An 18,348-nucleotide genomic window follows, 5' to 3' on the forward strand; every position below is an offset into this window, starting at 1 on the left:
TCGCATCGGACGGGGCTTGGCGTCCGCTTCGCCAATGCCTAAGGATATCGGGACACTGGCGGAGGATAGTCTCTTGCACGACGACCACGAACACGACGACCACCATGATCACGATCATCATCATGATCATCACCACGACAACCATTATTCCGACATGCAGGCTCGCGTGAAGGCGCTGGAGACGGTGCTGACGGAGAAGGGGCTGATCGATCCGGCGGCGATCGACGTGATCGTCGACACCTATCAGACCAAGGTGGGGCCAAGGAACGGCGCGCGTGTGGTCGCCAAGGCGTGGAGCGATCCCGATTTCGCCGACTGGTTGAAGCGCGACGCGACGGCCGCGATCGCCAGCCTCGGCTACACCGGACGCCAGGGCGAGCACATGCGCGCGGTGTTCAACACCGAGGAGACGCACAATCTCGTCGTCTGCACGCTGTGCTCCTGCTATCCGTGGTCGGTGCTGGGGCTGCCGCCCACATGGTACAAGGCGCCGGCCTATCGTTCGCGGGCGGTGATCGATCCGCGTGGGGTGCTCGGCGAATTCGGCGTGAGCCTGCCCGAAGAGCAGAAGATCCGCGTCTGGGATTCGACGGCGGAGTTGCGCTATCTCGTTATCCCGCAACGGCCCGAGGGCACTCAAGGCTTTAGCGAGGAGCAGCTTGCCGATCTCGTCAGCCGCGATGCGATGATCGGCGCCGGTCTTGCCGCAGCACCGGGAGCGGCGGCATGAACGGGCCGCACGATCTCGGCGGCCAGATGGGCTTTGGCGCCGTCGCGCCGGAGAAGGACGAACCCTATTTCCACGCGGAGTGGGAGAAGCGGGCGCTTGGGCTGACGCTCTCCTGCGGTGCGTTCGGCGCCTGGAACATCGACGAGAGCCGGCATGCGCGCGAAAGCATTCCGCCGGCCAGCTATCTCTCGGCCAGCTATTACGAGATCTGGACGCGGGCGCTGGAGGTGCTGCTCGAGCGGCACGGTTTTACCAGCGCCGAGGAGATCGAGAGCGGCCACAGACAGTTCGACGGCGCTGCCCCGAAGCGGGTGCTGAAGGCCGATATGGTATCAGGTGTTCTCGCCAGGGGTGGCCCGTGCGATCGGCCGCTGGATCAGCCGGCGCGGTTTGCTGTCGGCGATCGTGTGAAGACGCGGAATTTCAATCCAACGACGCATACGCGGCTGCCGCGGTATGCGCGCGCCAAGGTCGGTGTTGTCGAGGCGGTGCAGGGCTCCTTCGTGTTTCCTGACGATAACGCCCATGGCAAGGGCGAGAACCCGCAATGGGTTTACACCGTCGTGTTCGATGGCGGCGAGATCTGGGGCGAGGGGGCTGATGCGTCGCTGACGGTGTCGATCGATGCCTGGGAGAGCTATCTTGAGCCAGTGTGACACGCGCTCGCCGCTTGCCCAGTCGCCACAGCTGCCGCGTTCTCAGGATGGCGAGCCGGTGTTTCCGGAGCCGTGGGCGGCCGAGGCGTTTGCGATGACGGTGCATCTGCATGAGCGCGGGTTGTTTTTATGGACCGAGTGGGCGGAGGCTTTGTCCGGTGAGCTGCACAAGCCCGGCCGGGCGGAGGATGGAAGCGATTATTTTGACTGCTGGGTGGCGGCTTTGTCGTCGATCCTCGTCGATCGCGGTGTTGCTGACGCCGAGACGATCATGGGCCTGCAGCAGAGTTGGCAGCGGGCGGCGGAGGCGACGCCGCATGGGAAGCCTATTGAGCTTGACAATGATCCGCAGCGCTAGTTCTGCGATCGTCTCCTGGCGGTGACATCACGACGGAAACTGCCGGTAGCATTCCTCGGCGACCTTCCTCAGTTCCTCGCGTGAAATCTCGCCGGTGACGGCGTAGCCGAGTTCGCCGTCGATCCAGTAGAAGGTCTCGATGTTTTCCGATGAGGCGAAGCGGAAGCTGGTTGTCTTGTTCGCCGCGTTGCGGCCGACGAGGACGGTGAGGCGTTCGCCGGTCTGGTTTTCGTACATGAACATCGCGCCCGGCTTGCCGTCGACTGGCAGCAGGCGGCCGCCGACGAGGTGGTAGTTCAGGCTCGTGAGATCGGGGACCTTGAGGTTCGATATAGCCAGTCGCTTGCCGAGCCAGGTGGCGAGGTGTGCTTCCTCGTTGGCGAACACCTCGACGGGGTGGCGGACTTCGCTGGCGTAGATGAGGAAGGCGTTTTGAGCTTCCCTCGGGAAGGTTTCCTGGGCTGTCAGCTGCAGTTGGGGGCGTTCGAAGAGAGCGGGGCCGTAGTGGCCGGCAAGCGTGCCGGCGGCGAAGACGGCGAAGGTTGCCGCGACTGCGGCGAGGCGCTTCGACCAGGGGGAGAGTGCCGGTGGCGTGCCGATCATGTCGGCATCGCCGGGCCCGCTTTTTTCGTAGCCTGAGAACATCGCCTTGATGCCGGCGTTCTGCGCCTGCCATTCGGCTATTCTTGCGGCATCGTCGGGATTGTCGCGCAGCCAGGCTTCGATGCGTGGGTGGTCGGCGGCCGGCAATACGCCGTCGGTATAGGCGTGGAGGTCCGCTTCGGTCACGGGTTGGTCGGCGGCGTTCATTTCGGTCTCCGAAGCGTAATGACGTTGTCTGATTTCATGTGTTCGGCCAGTTGCTGGCGGGCGCGCGACAGGCGCGACATGACGGTGCCCAAGGGTATGTCGAGCATGTCGGCCACTTCCTGGTAGGTGTAGCCTTCGATGACCACGAGCATCAGCACGGCGCGATGATCTTCCGACAGGCCGTTCAGCGCGTCTTCCAGGCGGGAGCGCTCGAGCGGATCGGCGGATGTCTCGGGGGCTGCCACGTCCATGGCGCCGTCGATATCGACCAAGTTGCCGCGCACGATGGTGCGGCGCTGGTTGCGATAGAGGTTGGTCATGATCGTCAGCACCCAGCCGCGCAGGTTCAGGCCGCGCCACTGCGCGCGGCGGGCGAGCACCTTCTCGACGCAATCCTGCAGCAGGTCCTCGCCATCGCTGTCGGAGCGCGTCAGGCTGCGGGAATAGCGCCTGAGCGACGGGAGGAGGGCCAGGATTTGGCCCTCGAATGTTTCGGGTGCGGGTGGCCTCATGCGGTCAAGCCCGTCCTGTCCTTATGGCTTTGCGACATCCCACACATCCTTGACGCCGTCACCGGTGATATCGCCCATCTTCTTGTCCTTGACCCAGAAGTAGAGTGGCATGCCGTCCTTCGCCCATTGCTTCATGCCGTCCTTGCGGTCCACGATCGAGTATGCCCCTTCCGGCTTGGCATTTCCATCGGCCATCAGCGGCGGCCAGTTCTTGGCGCAATCGTCGTAGCAATTGGAAACGTCCTTGGTGTCCTTCTTGAAGGTGTAGAGCGACATGCCGTTTTCGCCGGCGAGAACCTTGCCCTTGGCCGAATCGACCGTCTTCACGGGCGGGGCGGCGAAGGCGGCGGTGGCGGCTGCGGATGCGACGGTAAGAGCGATCAGGAATTTCGCGGATTTCATCGGGTGTCTCCTCGGGTTGGGCGCACGCGGTTTGCGTTGCCTGACATGAGACAAGGCGAGGGGCGATTTTATTCCCTGGCGCCGATGATTTTTTCCGACAGGGCGGGAAGGCCGGCCGTCTCGCGGCATTTTGCGGTTGCCTATCGCTGACGAATCCTGCCAAGTCGATGGATCATGCAATTTGCTCCGCAACAAGACGAAGCCCTGAAAGCCGTTGCCAAATGGCTGAAGGAGGGCAAGGCCCCGATTTTTCGCCTGTTCGGCTATGCCGGCACGGGCAAGACGACGCTCGCGCGGCATTTCGCCGAGCATGTCGATGGCGAGGTGCTGTTTGCGGCCTTCACGGGCAAGGCGGCGCAGGTATTGCGCACACGCGGCGCCAGCAATGCGCGCACGCTGCATTCGCTGATCTATCGTCCGCGCGGCGAAGAGGCTGTCGAGGACGAAGAGACGGGCAAGACCTCGATCGCGCCGATGTTCACCATCAACCGCCAGAGCCCCGTCGCCAAGGCGGCGCTGATCATCGTCGATGAATGCTCGATGGTGGATGAGGCGCTGGGCAAGGACCTGATGAGCTTCGGCACGCCGATCCTTGTGCTCGGCGATCCCGGCCAGCTGCCGCCCGTCTCCGGCGGCGGTTTCTTCACCAACCAGGAACCCGACTATCTCTTGACCGATATCCACCGGCAGGCGCGCGACAACCCGATCATCGGGCTCGCCATGCAGGTGCGCGAGGGCAAGGAGATCATGTATGGCGATTACGGCGCGGCGCAGGTGATCTCGAAGAACGAGGTCAACCAGTCGCTGGTGCTCGATGCCGATCAGGTGCTCGTCGGCACCAACCGCACGCGGCGGCGCTATAATCAGCGGCTACGCGAGCTGAAGGGTTTCACCGCCGATTATCCGCAGACGGGCGACAAGCTGGTCTGCCTGCGCAACGATCCCGCCAAGGGGCTGCTCAACGGTTCGCTCTGGCAGGTGATGACGTCTTCTAAGGAGACGACGAAGCCGGGGATCAACCTTCTGATCCGGCCCGAGGATGACGATATCGATCGCGGGGCGGCGAAGATCAAGCTCCTGAAGCAGGCCTTCGAGGATGTCGAGGGCGAGATTCCCTGGAATACCCGCAAGCGCTACGACGAGTTCGATTTCGGCTATGCGCTGACCGTGCATAAGGCGCAGGGTTCGCAGTGGAACAATGTCGTGCTGTTCGATGAAAGCTGGGCGTTTCGCGATACGAGGGAGCGCTGGCTTTACACGGCGATTACGCGCGCGGCGGAAACGCTGACGATCGTCCGCTGAGGTTTTTCAAGCGCGTCGCATGTCGGCGCCGCAAAAGCGCTGCACAGTTTTGCGCGGCATGCTTCAGATCTGCACGATGCCGAGCAGGACCGCCTTGGCGATCGCCTGGAAGCGGTTGTTGGTGTCGAGCTTTTTGATGATCGCGGCCTCGATCGATTTCGCGTCTTCCTCCTTGAGATCGAGCGTGCGGGCGATGCGTTGGGTCGATAGTCCCTCGGTCATCAGCACAAGGCAGCGATATTCCTGTTCGGTCAGCGAGCGCTCATGCTGGTTGTCGTTGAGCGGCGGCTCGTCTCCGGGAGCGGTGTTCTCCAGCAGTTCGGTCACCTGCTGAAGCTGGCGGTGCAGCGTCGACATTTCAGCGGTCAGCTCGCGCTTTCGCGAGGCCAGGGCGGCGGCGAAGACGGCGTCGGCATCCTGCTGCGAAGTGGATCTGCAGAGATCGGCCATCAGTTCCTGGATGACGGCGACCGGCATGCCCGCCTCGCGGCAGACATTGATGACGGCCATGCGCCTGATGTCGGCGTGTTCGTAGACGCGCATCAGCCCGATGCGGCTTGAGGCAATCAGCCCTTTTTCCTCGTAGAAATGCAGGGTTCGGTGGGTGACGCCGAAGGCGTTGGCCATGTCGGCAATCGCGACCTTGCCGCCGGGCAGGCTTGCCGGGCGCGCGACGCGCGGCAGGAACCTGAAATCGGGAGGCGCCTGGGGCGGTGCGTTTGGTCTGGCAGCCTGCTTATGTCGTTCGGACATGAGCCCTCCTGTTCTACGCATGATCAAGTGCGCGCATGACACGGATACGGGCGCGGTCGAGCGGTTTTGACGATGCATTCCCGGTCGGCATGCAAAGCAACGGATCCTCGATCTGGTGATCCATTGCGATCAGACTATGCGTTAAACGACTGATTTGTTATCCTTAAAAATAGTCACTTGTAAATAATAGTCGAATGTACATACGGCTGCACTGCAACTTATGAACGAATCATCAGGCGCGTTTCTGTCCCAGATGCTTAATCGTTTTTCTGATACGTCTTGCCCTTGGCGTTACTTTGCTTGCGGCGATGTGGCGGCGGCGAGCCACCAATCAGAAATTCACATGCAATCATGCACGAATCTCGTTGGCCGCGACGGCGTCCTTGGCTTAAAAGCGGGGCAGCTTCTTTCATTGAATGGAAACTCGCCATGCCCACCACGCTTTCCGTCAATCTCAACGCCATCGCCATGCTGCGCAATCGCCGCGATCTGCCCTGGCCAAGCGTGGAGGCGCTGGGGCGCATCGCGCTCAAATCCGGCGCGAGCGGGCTGACGGTTCATCCACGCCCCGATGAGCGGCATATCCGGTTTTCCGATCTGCCTGTCATCCGGAACCTGATCGACGACGAGTTTCCGGAAGCGGAGTTCAACATCGAGGGCTATCCGACGGACGAGTTCCTCGAACTCTGCGTAAAGGCCGCGCCCGAGCAGGTGACGCTGGTGCCGGATCATCCCTCGCAGGCGACCTCCGATCACGGCTGGGACTTCCGCAAGGACCGTGAACTGCTGACGGATGTGATCGCGCGACTGAAGAAGATGGGCACGCGCGTATCGCTGTTTGCCGATGGGGACGGGGACGAGGAGGCGGTGGCCATTGCCAAAGCGGTCGGCGCTGATCGGATTGAGCTCTACACCGGCCCATACGGCGGCTGTTACGACGCGCCGGAGCGGGTCGGGCCGATCCTTGAGGCGCTGGGCAAGACCGCGGATGCGGCGCTGGCCATTGGTCTTGGCGTCAATGCCGGCCATGACCTCACCGTCGCCAACCTGCCGCCGCTGGTGAAGCGCATCCCCAAGCTCGCGGAAGTTTCGATCGGCCACGGGCTGACGGCGGATGCGCTGGAGTTCGGCATGGCCGAGACCGTGCGCCGTTTCTGCCGGGCCTGCGGCCAGAAGATCTAAATCCAGTTTGGCCAAACAAAAACCCGCTCCGGTGGTGCGGAGCGGGTTGTGGCTTCAGGGAGAGCGCTGTCAGGCGACGAGCGCTGCCTTGTTGGCCACGAAGTAGTCCTTCAGCGACTGCGGCTGCTTGCCGGTCAGCTTGGTGAAGTCCTCGGTCACATGATCGAAATTGCCGGCGCGGACATTGGCGTCGGCCGAAACCAGCATGTCAGCGACAAAGTCAGGAAGACCGGCGCCGAGCAGGCCCTGGCGCAGCTGGTCGTCGGTCACCTTCACGGCGGCGAGCGGTTTACCAGCGGCTTGCGAGATGGCGGCGGCGATCTCGTCGGCGGAAAGCGACTGTGCGCCTGTCAGCGTGTAGGTGGCGCTGTCCTTGGTGCCCGATGCGAGGGCCGCGGCGGCTGCAAGGGCGCAATCGTCACGCGAGATGTTCGGGACCTTGCCGTCGCCCGATGCCGTGTACCAGCTGCCGCCCTGAAGATTGTGCGGCATGGAATGCATGTAGTTGTCGAGATACCAGGCGTTGCGGATGATCGTGTAGGGCAGGCCGCTGGCCTTGACGGCGTTTTCGGTGCCGAGGTGATCGGGCGCGAAGGTGACGAGCGATTTGTCGGGCGAGGGCATCGAGGTGTAGGCGATGTGCTTGACGCCGGCCTTTACCGCAGCGGAGACAGCGGTCGTGTGCTGCTTCAGGCGCTGGCCGGGAACGGCGAGCGCGTCGGTGCTGATGATGAGCACGCGGTCGGCGCCCTTGAAGGCTGCTTCCAGCGAGGCGGCGTCATCGAAATCGGCCTTGCGGGTCTGAATACCCTTGGCGGCGAGGTCGGCCAGCTTGGAGGTGTCGCGGCTGGCGGCGATCAGGTTGGCCGCGGGAACCTTGTAGGTCTCGAGCAGGTGATGGATGACGCGCTGGCCGAGCTGTCCGGCGGCACCGGTGATGAGGATCGTTTCGCTCATGTCTGTAAACCTCTAGGTTCGATTGCTGGTCTCGAAAAGAGACTAGGGCTAAAATAGGGATTGACCGACAGCTGTAAAGGAGGCAGTTTTTGCGCCGTAAGTTACCAAAAGGGAACCAGCAGAATGGCCGGCACCGTCGTCAACCTGAAGAGCAAGGCCGAGCCGCGCGTGCGGAACGAGGTCGATCTCTCCAAGCTCGATTTCAACAATTGCCCGGTGCGGGACATGATGCAGCAGATCGGCGGCAAGTGGTCGACGCTGATGCTGGAGGCTCTGTCGCAGCGGCCTTATCGCTTCGGCGAACTTCGCCGGATGATCCCGGACATTTCACAGCGCATGCTGACGCAGACGCTGCGGGACCTGCAGCGCGACGGCTATATCGAGCGCGAGGTGTTTCCGACCAAGCCGCCGAGTGTCGAATACCGGATGACGGATCTCGGAAACTCGCTCTATCAGACGCTGGCACTGCTGTTGAACTGGGCGGAGAACAATCATGAAGCCGTTCGCTCCGCCCGGGTCAAGTTCGACGCATCGGGTGCGTGACGCTTGCGTGCCTTGCGGCGCGGGGTGAAGCGTTACGCCGTTCCCGATACTGATCAGCGCTTCCGCAGCCCTTCCGTGAGGAAAAGCAGGAAGGCGAGGCTGGGGAAGCAGAGGCCGATCCAGGCGGCCAGCGTCCAGCCGCCGGTGGCGAATGCCCAGCCGCCGATGGCCGAGCCGAGCGCACCGCCGGCGAAGAAGGTTGCCATAAACAGGCCGTTGAGGCGGCTGCGGTGCTCCGGGCTGATCGCGTAGATCGCTCTCTGGCCGACCACGAGATTGGTCGTCACCCCGAAATCCAGAATGATCGCGGCTGCCGTCAGAAGCGCCAGCGCGAGCGTTGAGCCGTCCGTCGCGAAGTGGCTGATCAGGAAGGCGGTGATGCCGCAGAGCATGGCGATGGTCGAGGCGATCTTGGTTAGGCCGCGGTCGGCGAGGCGGCCAGCAATCGGCGAGGCGATGGCACCGGCGGCACCGGCAAGCGCGAAGAGCGCGATGCCGTTCTGCGTCAGGCCGAAGGCGGGGCTGGCGAGCAGGAGCGGCGTCGTCGTCCAGAACAGGCTGAAGGCGCCGAACATGCCGGCCTGATAAAGCGCGCGGCGCTGCAGAACGCGGGAGTGCAGGGCGAGATGCGCCATGGAGGCGAGCAGTGCGCCGTAGCTCAGCCGGGTGTGCGGCGTGCGGACCGGCAACTGAACGCGCAGGATGGCGGCGAGCAGGATCATGACGACGGCCGACGCATAGTAGACGACGTGCCAGGATGTGGCCTCGGCGAGGAAGCTTGCGACCGGGCGGGCGAGCATGATGCCGCAGAGCAGGCCGCTCATGACATTGCCGACGACGCGGCCGCGCGAGGCATCGGGCGCCATGTTGGCTGCGAAGGGGACGAGGACCTGAACGGCGACCGAGCCCATGCCAATACAGAGCGAGGCGGTCAGGAACATGGTCGGCGTCGTCGACAGGGCTGCGCCGATCAGCGACACGGCCGAGGCGACGACCAAGGTCAGCACCAGCTTGCGGTTTTCCATGAGGTCGCCGAGCGGCACGATCAAAAGCAGGCCGAGGCCGTAGCCGATCTGCGTCAGCGTGACGATCAGGCCGGTGGCGGCCGGGCTGAAGCCGAGCGCCGCGCTGATCGGGCCGGCGAGCGGCTGGCCGTAATAGAGATTGGCGGCCACGAGCCCACAGGCGGCGGCGAAAAGGAATGTCATCAAGGGCGAGATCGTTGGCGCTGCAACGGTCTCCGGTGTGGTGGACGAAAGGCTCATGCTGGGCTCCGGTGGGGCAGACGGACAGTAGAGGTGATCGAGCGCGGTTTTGCGCGCTCATGGGAAAACAATCAGGTCAGAAGCTTCATCGCCTCGCGGGCGACGGCATCCATATCGGGCGCGGTGCGGCCGGTCTTGCCGACGATGCGCATGCCGGCGGTCAGGCAAAGCAGGGTGCGCGCCGTGGCTTCGACATCGAGCGTGGCTGAAATGGAGCCGTCGCTCTGGCCGAGGCGGATGAGCTCGACCAAGTGCGCTTCATTGGCATCGAAGGCGTCCGAGACACGTTGCGCGGCTTCCTCGTCGAAGATCGCGAGCTCGTTGGCGCTGCCGACCACCAGGCATCCCCGCGTGCCGGACGCGCCATGCGAAGACGATGCATAAGAGCTCAGGAGCTCGCGGACCTTGTCGCGGCCCGTGGCAGCGTCTTGCAGGCGGGCTTCGAGCAGGGCGCGGCGGATTCGTCTATAGCGATCGAAGGCGGCGAGGAAGATGCCGCGCTTGTCCTTGAATGCTTTGTAGACGCTGCCCGAGGTCAGCTGCATTGCCTCGGTCAGCTCGCTGATCGAGGCGGCGTGATAGCCGCGGTCTGAGAAGACGTCGAGCGCCTTGCCAAGCGCTGCGTCCATATCGAATTCACGCGGGCGTCCGCGCGCTCGGCTGCTGTCGATGAGTGCGTGTGTGGTCATGGATCGACTGATTAGGAAATGATCGTTTCCAAATCAAGCCGAAAACTTGCGGTTTCGCAATTTAGCAAAGATCGAGAACCCAGGTCTGCCCGTTGAGCTCGGGGCCGAACATGCAGTGCTTCTCCTCGGATACGAGCTGGAAGCCGGCCTTGACGTAGATGTTGCGGGCGGCGCTCAGGACATCGTTGGTCCAGAGCGAGATCTGCCGGTATCCCTTGGCTCGCGCGAAGCGGATGCATTCGTCGACCAACGTCTTTCCAAGGCCAAGCCCGCGCGCCGATTTGTCGATGTAGAGTAGCCGCAGCTTGGCGATCCCGTCACCGCCGTTGGTGATCAGGATGGAGCCGATGTTGACGCCGCCGCGCTCGGCGATCCAGGCGTATTCCATGGCCGGATCGAAATTGGTGAGGAAGCGCCCCGCGACTTCGGCAACGAGCCCCTCGAAGCGCATGTCCCAGCCATATTCCTCGCTGTAGAACCTCGCCTGGCTTTCGACGATCCAGCCGATATCGCCGGCGCGATGAGGGCGGATGACCAGGGGCGGCAGCGTGGCTTCGGGATCGAGCAGGGATCGGATCGTCTTCATCGCGGCGACGACGTTCTGCGGTTCGCCCGATGCCAATTTCTCGAAGCGTCCGGCGATCTGGGCGTTCGAGCGGTTGACGAGCTCCTGGAACTGCGCACGTCCCTGATCGGTGACAGAGATGAGCTGGCTGCGCCGATCGTCGGGATCAGGCGTCGTCTCCATCAAGCCTTCGGCCTTGAAGCGCTTCAGGATGCGGCTGAGGTAGGCCGGGTCGAGGTGCAGGTCGCGGACCAAAGCCACGGCGCTGACGCGTTCCTGCGAGCCCACTTCGAAGAGCACGCGCGCGTCGGTCAGCGTGAACTGGGTGTCGAGATAGGCCTTGTTCAGGACCCCCAGGAAATTGGTGTAGAAGCGGTTGAAGTCGCGGGCTGCGTCGATGAGGGCGGAATCGGGCATGGATCAGGTCTCCTGTTGGGAGACCCTGTCCTCTAATTGATTGACTGAGTCAACTAAATTGTTGCGGCTAAGCGACCGACTTTCGTGTGGCTTGATTGCCCAGGGCAAAATCGACAGCGGCTTTGGCGTGGATCTTGGTGGTATCGAAGCCGGGCAGGGGCAGGTTGTCGGGATCGAGGATCAGGCAGATTTCGGTGCAGCCGAGGATGATGCTGTCGGCGCCCTTGGCGCGTTCGCGCTCGATGATCTCAAAGAGCTTTTCGCGCGAGCTATCGAGGATCTGGCCGGCGCAGAGCTCGTTGAAGATGATGTCGTGAACGGTCGTGCGGTCGTCCTGATCCGGCACCATGATGTCGAGACCGAGGCTTCTCACGCGATCGGTATAGAATCCGTGCTCCATCGTGTAACGCGTGGCAAGCAGCAGCGGGCGGCGGCATCCGGCGGCCTTCAGCGCTGCCGCGGTTTCATCGATGATGTGGATCAGCGGGACGGTAATGCGCTCCGCGACCGGGCCGGCGACGAGGTGCATGGTGTTGGTGCAGATCAGAACGCAGTCGGCGCCGGCCGATTGCAGGCGTGCTGCCACGTCGCCGAGGCGCTTGCCGGCGGCGTCCCAATCGCCGGCCTTCTGCATTGCGACGATCTCGTCGAAATTCACGGAATGCATCAGCAGTTCGGCGGAGGCGAAGCCGCCGAGGCGGTCGCGAACCATCTCGTTGATCAGGCGATAGTAGACGGCGGAGCTTTCAAAGCTCATGCCACCGATCAGGCCGATTGTCCGCATTCGATATTCCTCCTGCTTCTGCCGCGTCTTTGCGACGCGCGTTCTTCTGGCGGTCTCCCGCTTGGCGGAGCATCATGCAAATAACGGGCGAAATTGCCAGCCGATCCCGTTCTCTTGCCTGGGCAAATGCCGCATTTGGGATCGCGAATGGCGCCGCCTTTGCCCGCGCGCTGATTGGTCGCAGGCCCGCCAACGCAGGTTAGCTATGCTGAAACGGTGGTTGAAACGGGGGTAGGTTCGATGACATTGGTCAATTCTTATGCAAATTACCAAAAGGGTAACTTATGGCTGATCATCACGTCGTCGTTGTTGGAGGAGGCTTCGGAGGGCTGCAACTCGTAAACGACCTTAAAGGCGCTGGTGTCCGCATTACGCTCGTCGATCGGCGCAATCACCATCTGTTCCAACCCCTGCTATATCAAGTCGCCACAACGATTTTGTCGACCTCCGAGATCGCCTGGCCGATCCGCCATCTCTATAGCGACCGCCCCGAAGTGACGACACTGCTCGGCGATGTCTCGGGCGTCGAAACCGCCACAAAGTCGGTCACGCTGCGCGATGGCAACGTCCTGAAATACGATACGCTGGTGCTCGCCACGGGCGCGACCCATGCATATTTCGGTCGCGACGACTGGGCGCCGGTGGCGCAGGGCCTGAAGACGCTCGAGGACGCGACGACGATCCGCCGCCGCGTGCTTCTGGCCTTCGAAAGGGCGGAGACCGCACGCGATCCGGCCGGGCGCGATGCATGCCTGACGTTCATCATCATCGGCGCCGGCCCGACCGGCGTGGAGCTTGCGGGCATCATCGCCGAACTCGCGCACAAGACGCTGCCGAGAGAGTTCCGCAATATAGACACGCGCAAGGCCAAGGTCATCCTGGTGGAAGCCGGTCCGCGTGTCCTACCGACCTTTGTGCCTGAGCTGTCCGAATACGCCTTGAAGGCGCTCAACGATCTTGGCGTCGAGGTGCGGCTTGGAAAGCCTGTTACCGAATGCACGGCCGAAGGTGTGCAGATCGGTGACGAATTCATCCCGAGCCGGACGATCAGCTGGGCTGCCGGCGTTCAGGCATCGCCGGCCGCGAAGTGGCTGGGCATCCCGGCTGACCGCGCAGGACGCGCGATCGTCGAGAAGGATCTGACGGCGCCGGGTCTGCCCGATGTCTTCGTCATCGGCGACACCGCCTCGGTGACGCAGGAGAGCGGCGCGCCGGTGCCGGGTGTCGCGCCCGCCGCCAAGCAGCAGGGCGCCTTTGTCGCCAAGGTCATTCACGCACGGATGAAGGGCAAGACGCCGCCGGCCTTCAAGTACAGGCACCAGGGAAGCCTGGCGACGATCGGCCGGAGTGCCGCGATCGCCGATTTCGGCAAGATCAAGCTCAAGGGCGGGCTCGCCTGGTGGATCTGGGGTATCGCCCACATCTACTTCCTGATCGGCACGCGCTCGCGCTTTTCGGTCGCCTGGAGCTGGCTGTGGATCTTCCTCAGCGGCCAGCACAGCGCCCGCCTGATCACGCAGCGCGAGACCATCGCGGACGAGAAGTAAGCCTCGTCGGGCTATCGCGAAGACCGTTCGAAAGCCTCCGGTGCGAACCGGGGGCTTTTCTGTTTCGTGCAACGGCAACGAAAAAGCCCCTGTCGGATGACAGGGGCTTCGGTTCTCGGCTGATGGAGCGGACGAGGCCGCTATCCGTTGGATCAGGCAGCCAGCGAGGCGATGTCGATGACGAAGCGGTAACGAACGTCGCTCTTCAGAACGCGCTCGTAGGCTTCGTTGACGTCCTGGATATTGATCTTCTCGATTTCCGAGACGATGTTGTGCTTGCCGCAGAAATCCAGCATTTCCTGGGTTTCCTTGATCGAGCCGATCATCGAGCCGGACAGGCTCTTGCGGCCTGGGATCAACGAGAAGGCGTGAACCGGGATGGCATGCTCCGGCGCACCGACGATGACCATCGAGCCGTCGACCTTCAGCAGGTTCAGATAGGCGTTCCAGTCGATGGCGACGCCAGCCGTGCAGATGATCAGGTCGAAGGTGCCGGCGAGCTTTTCGAAGGTCGATGCGTCCGAGGTCGCATAGTATTCCTTGGCGCCGAGGCGCAGGCCGTCTTCCTTCTTCGAAAGCGTCTGCGAGAGAACGGTGATGTCCGCACCCATGGCCGAACCGATTTTCACGCCCATGTGGCCAAGGCCGCCCATGCCGACGATCGCGACCTTCTTGCCGGGGCCGGCCTTCCAGTGTGCGAGCGGCGAGTAGAGCGTGATGCCGGCACACAGCAGCGGTGCCGACGCGTCGAGTGGCAGGTTATCCGGGATCGACAGGACGTAGCCTTCCTTGACGACGATCGAGTCGGAATAGCCGCCCTGGGTTGCCGTCTTGCCGTCTGCTTCGACGCCATTGTAGGTCTGGACGAGGCCGGGCATATACTGCTCGTTGTCGAGGTCACGGGTTGCGCAGCCGACGCAGCTATCGACGAAGCAACCGACGCCGACGTGGTCGCCGACCTTGAACTTTGTGACGTTGGCACCGACGGCCGAAACGATCCCGGCGATCTCGTGGCCTGGTACGATCGGGTAAACGGCATTCTGCCATTCGTTGCGAACGGTGTGAATGTCGGAGTGGCAGATGCCTGCAAACTTGATGTCGATGACGACGTCGTCCGCATTCGGTTCCCGACGCTCGAAGGTGAACGGCGTCAGCGGCTTGGAGGCGTCTGTAGCAGCATAGCCTTTTGCGATAGCCATGGGAAAACTCCATATATTTAGAGGGGTGGTTCGGACGGCGGCATTTATGCCGCAACGCAGCAATAAGCGTTAGAGCGATCCTCTTCGGTTCTTGCACGATCCTGCAAAAGTCTCAGGTCGATCTATTTGCGAAGCGGCAATTCCATTCTAAATAGGCCTTCAACACGGCGATGATGCCGTTCTCACCTGAAAGTGCGCCTGATGAGCTTGCTGTTTAACCGCTACCAGGAGATCGTGTCGATCGCGGGTCGCTTCGCGACGGGCGACGGAGACGTGCAGACCGGTATAGAAGGGTTGGGGATCAGCCGCCGCGCGACGCCGAGTGCACCTTGTCACAGCAGTTATCGCCCATGTTTCGCCATGGTCATTCAAGGCGCGAAAAGCCTGCAGCTTGGGACAGACACCATCAATTACGGAGCGGGCGACTATCTTCTGACATCGGTCGACTTGCCGGTCACGTGGCGGGTGGTGGAGGCAAGCGCCGAGGTTCCGCACCTTTGCATCACGCTTGCGATCAACAGCGAGAAGCTGCTGCATTTGCTCAGCCGCTCGACCATACAGCGCAGCGCGACACCTCCCTCCGGCCAACGCGGCATCGTCGTCAACGTCGCGACGCCGGAGCTTCTCGATGCGGCGGTGCGGCTTCTGCGCTTGCTTGATAGTCCGGCGGATATCCCGGCGATGGCGCCGCTGATCGAGCAGGAAATCCTCTATCGCATCCTGACTGGCCCAGCCGGCGACCAGCTGATCGATATTGCGATCGCCGACAGGCAGGGCAACCGGATCGCCCGCGCCATTGCCTGGCTGCGCGAAAATTTCGCGCGGACACTGCGCATCGAGGAGCTGGCCGAGCACGTCAACATGAGCGTCTCGTCGTTCCATCATCACTTCAAGTCGATCACCGCGATGACGCCGGTGCAGTATCAGAAGCAGATCCGGCTCCACGAAGCGCGGCGTCTGATGCTGATCGAGCGGCTGGATGCCGGCACCGCCGGCCACCGCGTCGGATATCAGAGCCCGTCACAGTTCAGCCGCGAATATAGCCGTCTATACGGAATGTCGCCGGCGCGCGATGTGGATGCCGTGTTGAACGCTGCCGAATAAACAAGCGCGGCACGCCGAAAATTTATGCTTCTGCCTTTTGCGGGCTCTTGACGAGAGAGTGCTTCTAGGCGATAAGCGCTCACGAACCGTACCGTACGGTACTTATCGGGAGCGAATGCCGTGTCTGTCGAAAACTTGGAGCCCAGCGAATTTTCGCCGCGCCAGAACGCCGTTCTGGAGCAGGCGCTGCGGTTGCTCGTGGATGGCGGCGAAAAGGCGCTGACGACATCGGGCGTGGCGCGCGCCGCCAATTGCTCCAAGGAAAGCCTCTACAAGTGGTTTGGCGACCGCGACGGCCTGCTGTCGGCGATGATCGCCTACCAGGCGAGCAAGGTACGCACCTTCGAGCGCAACGGCGAGCGGCTGACATCGGCCAGCCTCCACGACCATCTCGTGATCTTCTCGCGCGATCTGCTTGAGGTTCTGGCCGGTGACGTATCGTTGGCGCTGAACCGGCTGGCGATCGGCCAGTCGCCGCGCGACGGCTCGAAGCTCGGCAAGCTCTTGCTCGAGCGCGGCCGCCGGCAGATCGACCGCCGCGCCATGGGACTGATCGATTCCGGCAAGCGGGCAGGGCTGCTGCGCTTCAACGATGCCGACGAAGCCTATCACACACTCTACGGCCTGATCGTTTCCGACCTGCATGTGCGCATGCTGCTTGGAGACACCACGGGCGTTACGGATACCGCGCGCCAGGCGGAAAAGGCGGTGACCGCCTTCCTCCGGCTCTACGGGACGGAGAAGGCGCTGGCCGACATGCCGGCCGTCGTCTGACGACAAGTTTTACCGAATACTGACAGTCTACAAGACAAGCAAAGGGAAGGACAATTCAAATGCGCGTCTATTACGATCGTGATGCAGACCTCAACCTCATCAAGTCCAAGAACGTCGTCATCGTCGGCTACGGCTCCCAGGGTCGCGCCCACGCGCTGAACCTGAAGGACAGCGGTGCTGCCAACGTCGCCATCGCGCTGAAGGCCGGTTCGCCGACCATCAAGAAGGCAGAAGCCGACGGCTTCAAGGTCATGACCGTTGCCGACGCCGCCAAGTGGGGCGACCTGATCATGATGGCGACGCCTGACGAACTGCAGGCCGACATCTACAAGGCCGACATCGCCGGCAACATCCGCGACGGCGCTGCCATCGCATTCGCACACGGCCTCAACGTTCACTTCGGCCTGATCGAGCCGAAGGCTTCGCTCGACGTCGTCATGATTGCGCCGAAGGGCCCGGGCCACACGGTTCGCGGCGAATACCAGAAGGGCGGCGGCGTTCCCTGCCTCGTTGCCGTTCACCAGAACGCTTCGGGCAACGCTCTTGAACTCGCTCTCTCCTACGCTTGCGGCGTCGGCGGTGGCCGTTCGGGCATCATCGAAACCAACTTCCGCGAAGAGTGCGAAACGGACCTCTTCGGCGAACAGGTCGTTCTGTGCGGCGGTCTCGTCGAGCTGATCCGCGCCGGCTTCGAAACGCTGACGGAAGCTGGCTACGCGCCTGAAATGGCCTACTTCGAGTGCCTGCACGAAGTGAAGCTCATCGTCGACCTGATCTATGAAGGCGGTATCGCCAACATGAACTACTCGATCTCGAACACCGCTGAGTGGGGCGAATACGTCACCGGCCCGCGCATCATCACCGAAGAAACCAAGGCCGAGATGAAGCGTGTCCTCAAGGACATCCAGACCGGCAAGTTCACCTCGGATTGGATGCAGGAATACCGTGCCGGCGCTGCCCGCTTCAAGGGTATCCGCCGCGTCAACGACGAGCATCCGATCGAAGAAGTCGGCGCCAAGCTGCGCGGCATGATGCCTTGGATCGGCAAGAACAAGCTCGTCGACAAGGCTGTCAACTAATCGATGGCAACAGGCTGGCCGACGTCTTGGCCAGCCACGTTTGCTGAAATGAGAGGCCGGTGCGAAAGCGCCGGCCTTTTAGTTTTGCGCGCGCATCGACAGCCAGCGTGTCGGCTTGCCGTCGTAGCCGCTGCCGTCTCCCTCGCTGATGACGACGCTGTGCCAGCCGGCTGCGCTCAACAGATCGGACAGAAGTTCGGCGGACAGGTAGTTGTAATAGCGGCCGAAGCCGTCGTGTCCCTCGTCGTCGCCGGCCTTGAAGGTGGCGTGGAAGTGGCCGCCGGGCTTCAGTGCGCGCAGGATACGGGCGAAGACATCGGGCAGCTGCGCGCGCGGCACATGCAGCAGGCTCGCCTCGGCCCAGACCCCGTCAAAGGCCTCGTCCTCGTCCAGTTCCTCGAAGCGCATGATCTCGACCGGGCGACCGAGCCGAGTTTCGGCCTCGCTTGCAAGCTCCGCGGAGCCGTCTGTCGGGGTAACGTCGAAGCCCTTGGACAGCATGTAGGCGCTGTCCTGGCCGGCGCCGCAGCCAAGTTCCAGAACGGCTGCACCCGGTTCCAATTTCGAGAGAAAGGCATCGAGACGGCGGATCGGCAGCGTTCTCTCACGCGCGGCGTAGGTCGCGGCGTTGTCTCTGTAGAAGGATGAGGTGGGTTCGTCGGACATGATGCCTTGCCTCGTCAGATGGGAGGCAAAGCATATTGCAAAACGTATATATAA

At 62.6% G+C, this 18,348-nt stretch carries 21 protein-coding genes; 10 read left to right on the forward strand and 11 right to left on the reverse strand.

Annotated elements, in window-relative coordinates; all coding sequences use genetic code 11:
* Window positions 1–34: 34 nt before the first annotated feature.
* Genes nthA through ACIQUB_RS03210 form a run of 3 tightly spaced genes read left to right on the forward strand, consistent with a single transcriptional unit; the run spans window position 35 to window position 1,744 of the window.
* Entirely contained in the window at window positions 35–730 is a 696-nt protein-coding gene (gene nthA, locus ACIQUB_RS03200; protein WP_402928660.1) for a nitrile hydratase subunit alpha, read from the forward strand.
* Window positions 727–1,386 (forward strand): nitrile hydratase subunit beta, encoded by a 660-nt coding sequence (gene nthB, locus ACIQUB_RS03205; protein ID WP_113236520.1) that lies wholly within the window; start codon window positions 727–729, stop codon window positions 1,384–1,386. The genes nthA and nthB overlap by 4 nt, the downstream gene beginning before the upstream one ends.
* A complete protein-coding gene (locus ACIQUB_RS03210) occupies window positions 1,373–1,744 on the forward strand; it encodes a nitrile hydratase accessory protein (protein WP_113236521.1) in 372 nt (123 codons plus the stop codon). The genes nthB and ACIQUB_RS03210 overlap by 14 nt, the downstream gene beginning before the upstream one ends.
* Before the next feature lie 27 nt (window positions 1,745–1,771).
* Here the strand turns inward: ACIQUB_RS03210 and ACIQUB_RS03215 are convergent, their stop codons facing one another.
* The 3 genes from ACIQUB_RS03215 to ACIQUB_RS03225 are packed head-to-tail and all read right to left on the reverse strand — an operon-like array spanning window position 1,772 to window position 3,468.
* Window positions 1,772–2,554 (reverse strand): anti-sigma factor, encoded by a 783-nt coding sequence (locus ACIQUB_RS03215; protein WP_113236522.1) that lies wholly within the window; start codon window positions 2,552–2,554, stop codon window positions 1,772–1,774.
* Entirely contained in the window at window positions 2,551–3,066 is a 516-nt protein-coding gene (locus ACIQUB_RS03220) for an RNA polymerase sigma factor (RefSeq protein WP_113236523.1), read from the reverse strand. The genes ACIQUB_RS03215 and ACIQUB_RS03220 overlap by 4 nt, the downstream gene beginning before the upstream one ends.
* A gap of 21 nt (window positions 3,067–3,087) precedes the next feature.
* A complete protein-coding gene (locus ACIQUB_RS03225; RefSeq protein ID WP_018900320.1) occupies window positions 3,088–3,468 on the reverse strand; it encodes a hypothetical protein in 381 nt (126 codons plus the stop codon).
* Between the two features lie 174 nt (window positions 3,469–3,642).
* Here ACIQUB_RS03225 and ACIQUB_RS03230 point away from each other — a divergent pair, with 174 nt between their 5' ends.
* Window positions 3,643–4,770: an ATP-dependent RecD-like DNA helicase gene (locus ACIQUB_RS03230; protein WP_018900321.1), complete on the forward strand. Its 1,128-nt coding sequence runs from the start codon at window positions 3,643–3,645 to the stop codon at window positions 4,768–4,770.
* A gap of 63 nt (window positions 4,771–4,833) precedes the next feature.
* Here the strand turns inward: ACIQUB_RS03230 and ACIQUB_RS03235 are convergent, their stop codons facing one another.
* The gene (locus ACIQUB_RS03235; protein WP_113236524.1) at window positions 4,834–5,523 is read right to left on the reverse strand and encodes a MerR family transcriptional regulator; all 690 of its coding nucleotides are present in this window, start codon (window positions 5,521–5,523) and stop codon (window positions 4,834–4,836) included.
* Window positions 5,524–5,952: 429 nt separating this feature from the next.
* Between ACIQUB_RS03235 and ACIQUB_RS03240 the strand changes: the two genes are divergently transcribed.
* Entirely contained in the window at window positions 5,953–6,705 is a 753-nt protein-coding gene (locus ACIQUB_RS03240) for a pyridoxine 5'-phosphate synthase (protein ID WP_113236525.1), read from the forward strand.
* A gap of 69 nt (window positions 6,706–6,774) precedes the next feature.
* Here the strand turns inward: ACIQUB_RS03240 and ACIQUB_RS03245 are convergent, their stop codons facing one another.
* Window positions 6,775–7,662 (reverse strand): SDR family oxidoreductase, encoded by an 888-nt coding sequence (locus ACIQUB_RS03245; RefSeq protein ID WP_113236526.1) that lies wholly within the window; start codon window positions 7,660–7,662, stop codon window positions 6,775–6,777.
* 123 nt (window positions 7,663–7,785) lie between these two features.
* Here ACIQUB_RS03245 and ACIQUB_RS03250 point away from each other — a divergent pair, with 123 nt between their 5' ends.
* Window positions 7,786–8,205 (forward strand): helix-turn-helix domain-containing protein, encoded by a 420-nt coding sequence (locus ACIQUB_RS03250; protein ID WP_113236527.1) that lies wholly within the window; start codon window positions 7,786–7,788, stop codon window positions 8,203–8,205.
* Between the two features lie 53 nt (window positions 8,206–8,258).
* Here ACIQUB_RS03250 and ACIQUB_RS03255 read toward each other — a convergent pair whose 3' ends face one another.
* The 4 genes from ACIQUB_RS03255 to ACIQUB_RS03270 all read right to left on the reverse strand — a co-directional run bounded on the left by ACIQUB_RS03255 (window position 8,259) and on the right by ACIQUB_RS03270 (window position 11,925).
* Window positions 8,259–9,470 carry an MFS transporter gene (locus ACIQUB_RS03255; RefSeq protein ID WP_113236528.1) on the reverse strand — a complete coding sequence of 404 codons (1,212 nt, stop codon included), beginning with the start codon at window positions 9,468–9,470 and terminating at the stop codon, window positions 8,259–8,261.
* Between the two features lie 71 nt (window positions 9,471–9,541).
* Window positions 9,542–10,159: a TetR/AcrR family transcriptional regulator gene (locus ACIQUB_RS03260; RefSeq protein WP_113236529.1), complete on the reverse strand. Its 618-nt coding sequence runs from the start codon at window positions 10,157–10,159 to the stop codon at window positions 9,542–9,544.
* A 61-nt stretch (window positions 10,160–10,220) separates the two neighbouring features.
* Window positions 10,221–11,141 (reverse strand): helix-turn-helix domain-containing GNAT family N-acetyltransferase, encoded by a 921-nt coding sequence (locus ACIQUB_RS03265; RefSeq protein WP_113236530.1) that lies wholly within the window; start codon window positions 11,139–11,141, stop codon window positions 10,221–10,223.
* Window positions 11,142–11,208: 67 nt separating this feature from the next.
* Window positions 11,209–11,925 (reverse strand): aspartate/glutamate racemase family protein, encoded by a 717-nt coding sequence (locus ACIQUB_RS03270; RefSeq protein ID WP_113236531.1) that lies wholly within the window; start codon window positions 11,923–11,925, stop codon window positions 11,209–11,211.
* A gap of 284 nt (window positions 11,926–12,209) precedes the next feature.
* On the opposite strand from ACIQUB_RS03270, the gene ACIQUB_RS03275 reads away from it, so the two are divergent.
* Window positions 12,210–13,472: an NAD(P)/FAD-dependent oxidoreductase gene (locus ACIQUB_RS03275; RefSeq protein WP_113236532.1), complete on the forward strand. Its 1,263-nt coding sequence runs from the start codon at window positions 12,210–12,212 to the stop codon at window positions 13,470–13,472.
* A 152-nt stretch (window positions 13,473–13,624) separates the two neighbouring features.
* Here ACIQUB_RS03275 and ACIQUB_RS03280 read toward each other — a convergent pair whose 3' ends face one another.
* Window positions 13,625–14,671 carry an NAD(P)-dependent alcohol dehydrogenase gene (locus ACIQUB_RS03280; RefSeq protein WP_113236533.1) on the reverse strand — a complete coding sequence of 349 codons (1,047 nt, stop codon included), beginning with the start codon at window positions 14,669–14,671 and terminating at the stop codon, window positions 13,625–13,627.
* A gap of 201 nt (window positions 14,672–14,872) precedes the next feature.
* On the opposite strand from ACIQUB_RS03280, the gene ACIQUB_RS03285 reads away from it, so the two are divergent.
* From ACIQUB_RS03285 to ilvC, 3 genes are all read left to right on the forward strand, one after another.
* Window positions 14,873–15,775: an AraC family transcriptional regulator gene (locus tag ACIQUB_RS03285; protein WP_113236534.1), complete on the forward strand. Its 903-nt coding sequence runs from the start codon at window positions 14,873–14,875 to the stop codon at window positions 15,773–15,775.
* A 120-nt stretch (window positions 15,776–15,895) separates the two neighbouring features.
* On the forward strand, window positions 15,896–16,549 hold the full coding sequence (locus ACIQUB_RS03290) for a TetR/AcrR family transcriptional regulator C-terminal domain-containing protein (RefSeq protein WP_037178795.1): 654 nt from the start codon (window positions 15,896–15,898) through the stop codon (window positions 16,547–16,549).
* A 59-nt stretch (window positions 16,550–16,608) separates the two neighbouring features.
* Window positions 16,609–17,628 carry a ketol-acid reductoisomerase gene (ilvC, locus tag ACIQUB_RS03295; RefSeq protein WP_018900336.1) on the forward strand — a complete coding sequence of 340 codons (1,020 nt, stop codon included), beginning with the start codon at window positions 16,609–16,611 and terminating at the stop codon, window positions 17,626–17,628.
* A 78-nt stretch (window positions 17,629–17,706) separates the two neighbouring features.
* On the opposite strand, the gene ACIQUB_RS03300 is transcribed toward ilvC, so the two are convergent.
* Window positions 17,707–18,294: a class I SAM-dependent methyltransferase gene (locus ACIQUB_RS03300; RefSeq protein ID WP_113239487.1), complete on the reverse strand. Its 588-nt coding sequence runs from the start codon at window positions 18,292–18,294 to the stop codon at window positions 17,707–17,709.
* Window positions 18,295–18,348 lie beyond the last annotated feature (54 nt).

It is taken from the genome of Rhizobium sp. NPDC090275 (genome assembly GCF_044772225.1).
Classification (GTDB): Bacteria; Pseudomonadota; Alphaproteobacteria; order Rhizobiales; family Rhizobiaceae; genus Rhizobium.

What these genes read in the sequence shown, in the direction of transcription:
- nthA (WP_402928660.1), top strand. Translation starts at nt 35, where the DNA reads ATGCCTAAGGATATCGGGACACTGGCGGAGGATAGTCTCTTGCACGAC.
- nthB (WP_113236520.1), top strand. Translation starts at nt 727, where the DNA reads ATGAACGGGCCGCACGATCTCGGCGGCCAGATGGGCTTTGGCGCCGTC.
- ACIQUB_RS03215 (WP_113236522.1), bottom strand. Translation starts at nt 2,554, where the DNA reads ATGAACGCCGCCGACCAACCCGTGACCGAAGCGGACCTCCACGCCTAT.
- ACIQUB_RS03220 (WP_113236523.1), bottom strand. Translation starts at nt 3,066, where the DNA reads ATGAGGCCACCCGCACCCGAAACATTCGAGGGCCAAATCCTGGCCCTC.
- ACIQUB_RS03225 (WP_018900320.1), bottom strand. Translation starts at nt 3,468, where the DNA reads ATGAAATCCGCGAAATTCCTGATCGCTCTTACCGTCGCATCCGCAGCC.
- ACIQUB_RS03230 (WP_018900321.1), top strand. Translation starts at nt 3,643, where the DNA reads ATGCAATTTGCTCCGCAACAAGACGAAGCCCTGAAAGCCGTTGCCAAA.
- ACIQUB_RS03235 (WP_113236524.1), bottom strand. Translation starts at nt 5,523, where the DNA reads ATGTCCGAACGACATAAGCAGGCTGCCAGACCAAACGCACCGCCCCAG.
- ACIQUB_RS03240 (WP_113236525.1), top strand. Translation starts at nt 5,953, where the DNA reads ATGCCCACCACGCTTTCCGTCAATCTCAACGCCATCGCCATGCTGCGC.
- ACIQUB_RS03245 (WP_113236526.1), bottom strand. Translation starts at nt 7,662, where the DNA reads ATGAGCGAAACGATCCTCATCACCGGTGCCGCCGGACAGCTCGGCCAG.
- ACIQUB_RS03250 (WP_113236527.1), top strand. Translation starts at nt 7,786, where the DNA reads ATGGCCGGCACCGTCGTCAACCTGAAGAGCAAGGCCGAGCCGCGCGTG.
- ACIQUB_RS03255 (WP_113236528.1), bottom strand. Translation starts at nt 9,470, where the DNA reads ATGAGCCTTTCGTCCACCACACCGGAGACCGTTGCAGCGCCAACGATC.
- ACIQUB_RS03260 (WP_113236529.1), bottom strand. Translation starts at nt 10,159, where the DNA reads ATGACCACACACGCACTCATCGACAGCAGCCGAGCGCGCGGACGCCCG.
- ACIQUB_RS03265 (WP_113236530.1), bottom strand. Translation starts at nt 11,141, where the DNA reads ATGCCCGATTCCGCCCTCATCGACGCAGCCCGCGACTTCAACCGCTTC.
- ACIQUB_RS03270 (WP_113236531.1), bottom strand. Translation starts at nt 11,925, where the DNA reads ATGCGGACAATCGGCCTGATCGGTGGCATGAGCTTTGAAAGCTCCGCC.
- ACIQUB_RS03275 (WP_113236532.1), top strand. Translation starts at nt 12,210, where the DNA reads ATGGCTGATCATCACGTCGTCGTTGTTGGAGGAGGCTTCGGAGGGCTG.
- ACIQUB_RS03280 (WP_113236533.1), bottom strand. Translation starts at nt 14,671, where the DNA reads ATGGCTATCGCAAAAGGCTATGCTGCTACAGACGCCTCCAAGCCGCTG.
- ACIQUB_RS03285 (WP_113236534.1), top strand. Translation starts at nt 14,873, where the DNA reads ATGAGCTTGCTGTTTAACCGCTACCAGGAGATCGTGTCGATCGCGGGT.
- ilvC (WP_018900336.1), top strand. Translation starts at nt 16,609, where the DNA reads ATGCGCGTCTATTACGATCGTGATGCAGACCTCAACCTCATCAAGTCC.
- ACIQUB_RS03300 (WP_113239487.1), bottom strand. Translation starts at nt 18,294, where the DNA reads ATGTCCGACGAACCCACCTCATCCTTCTACAGAGACAACGCCGCGACC.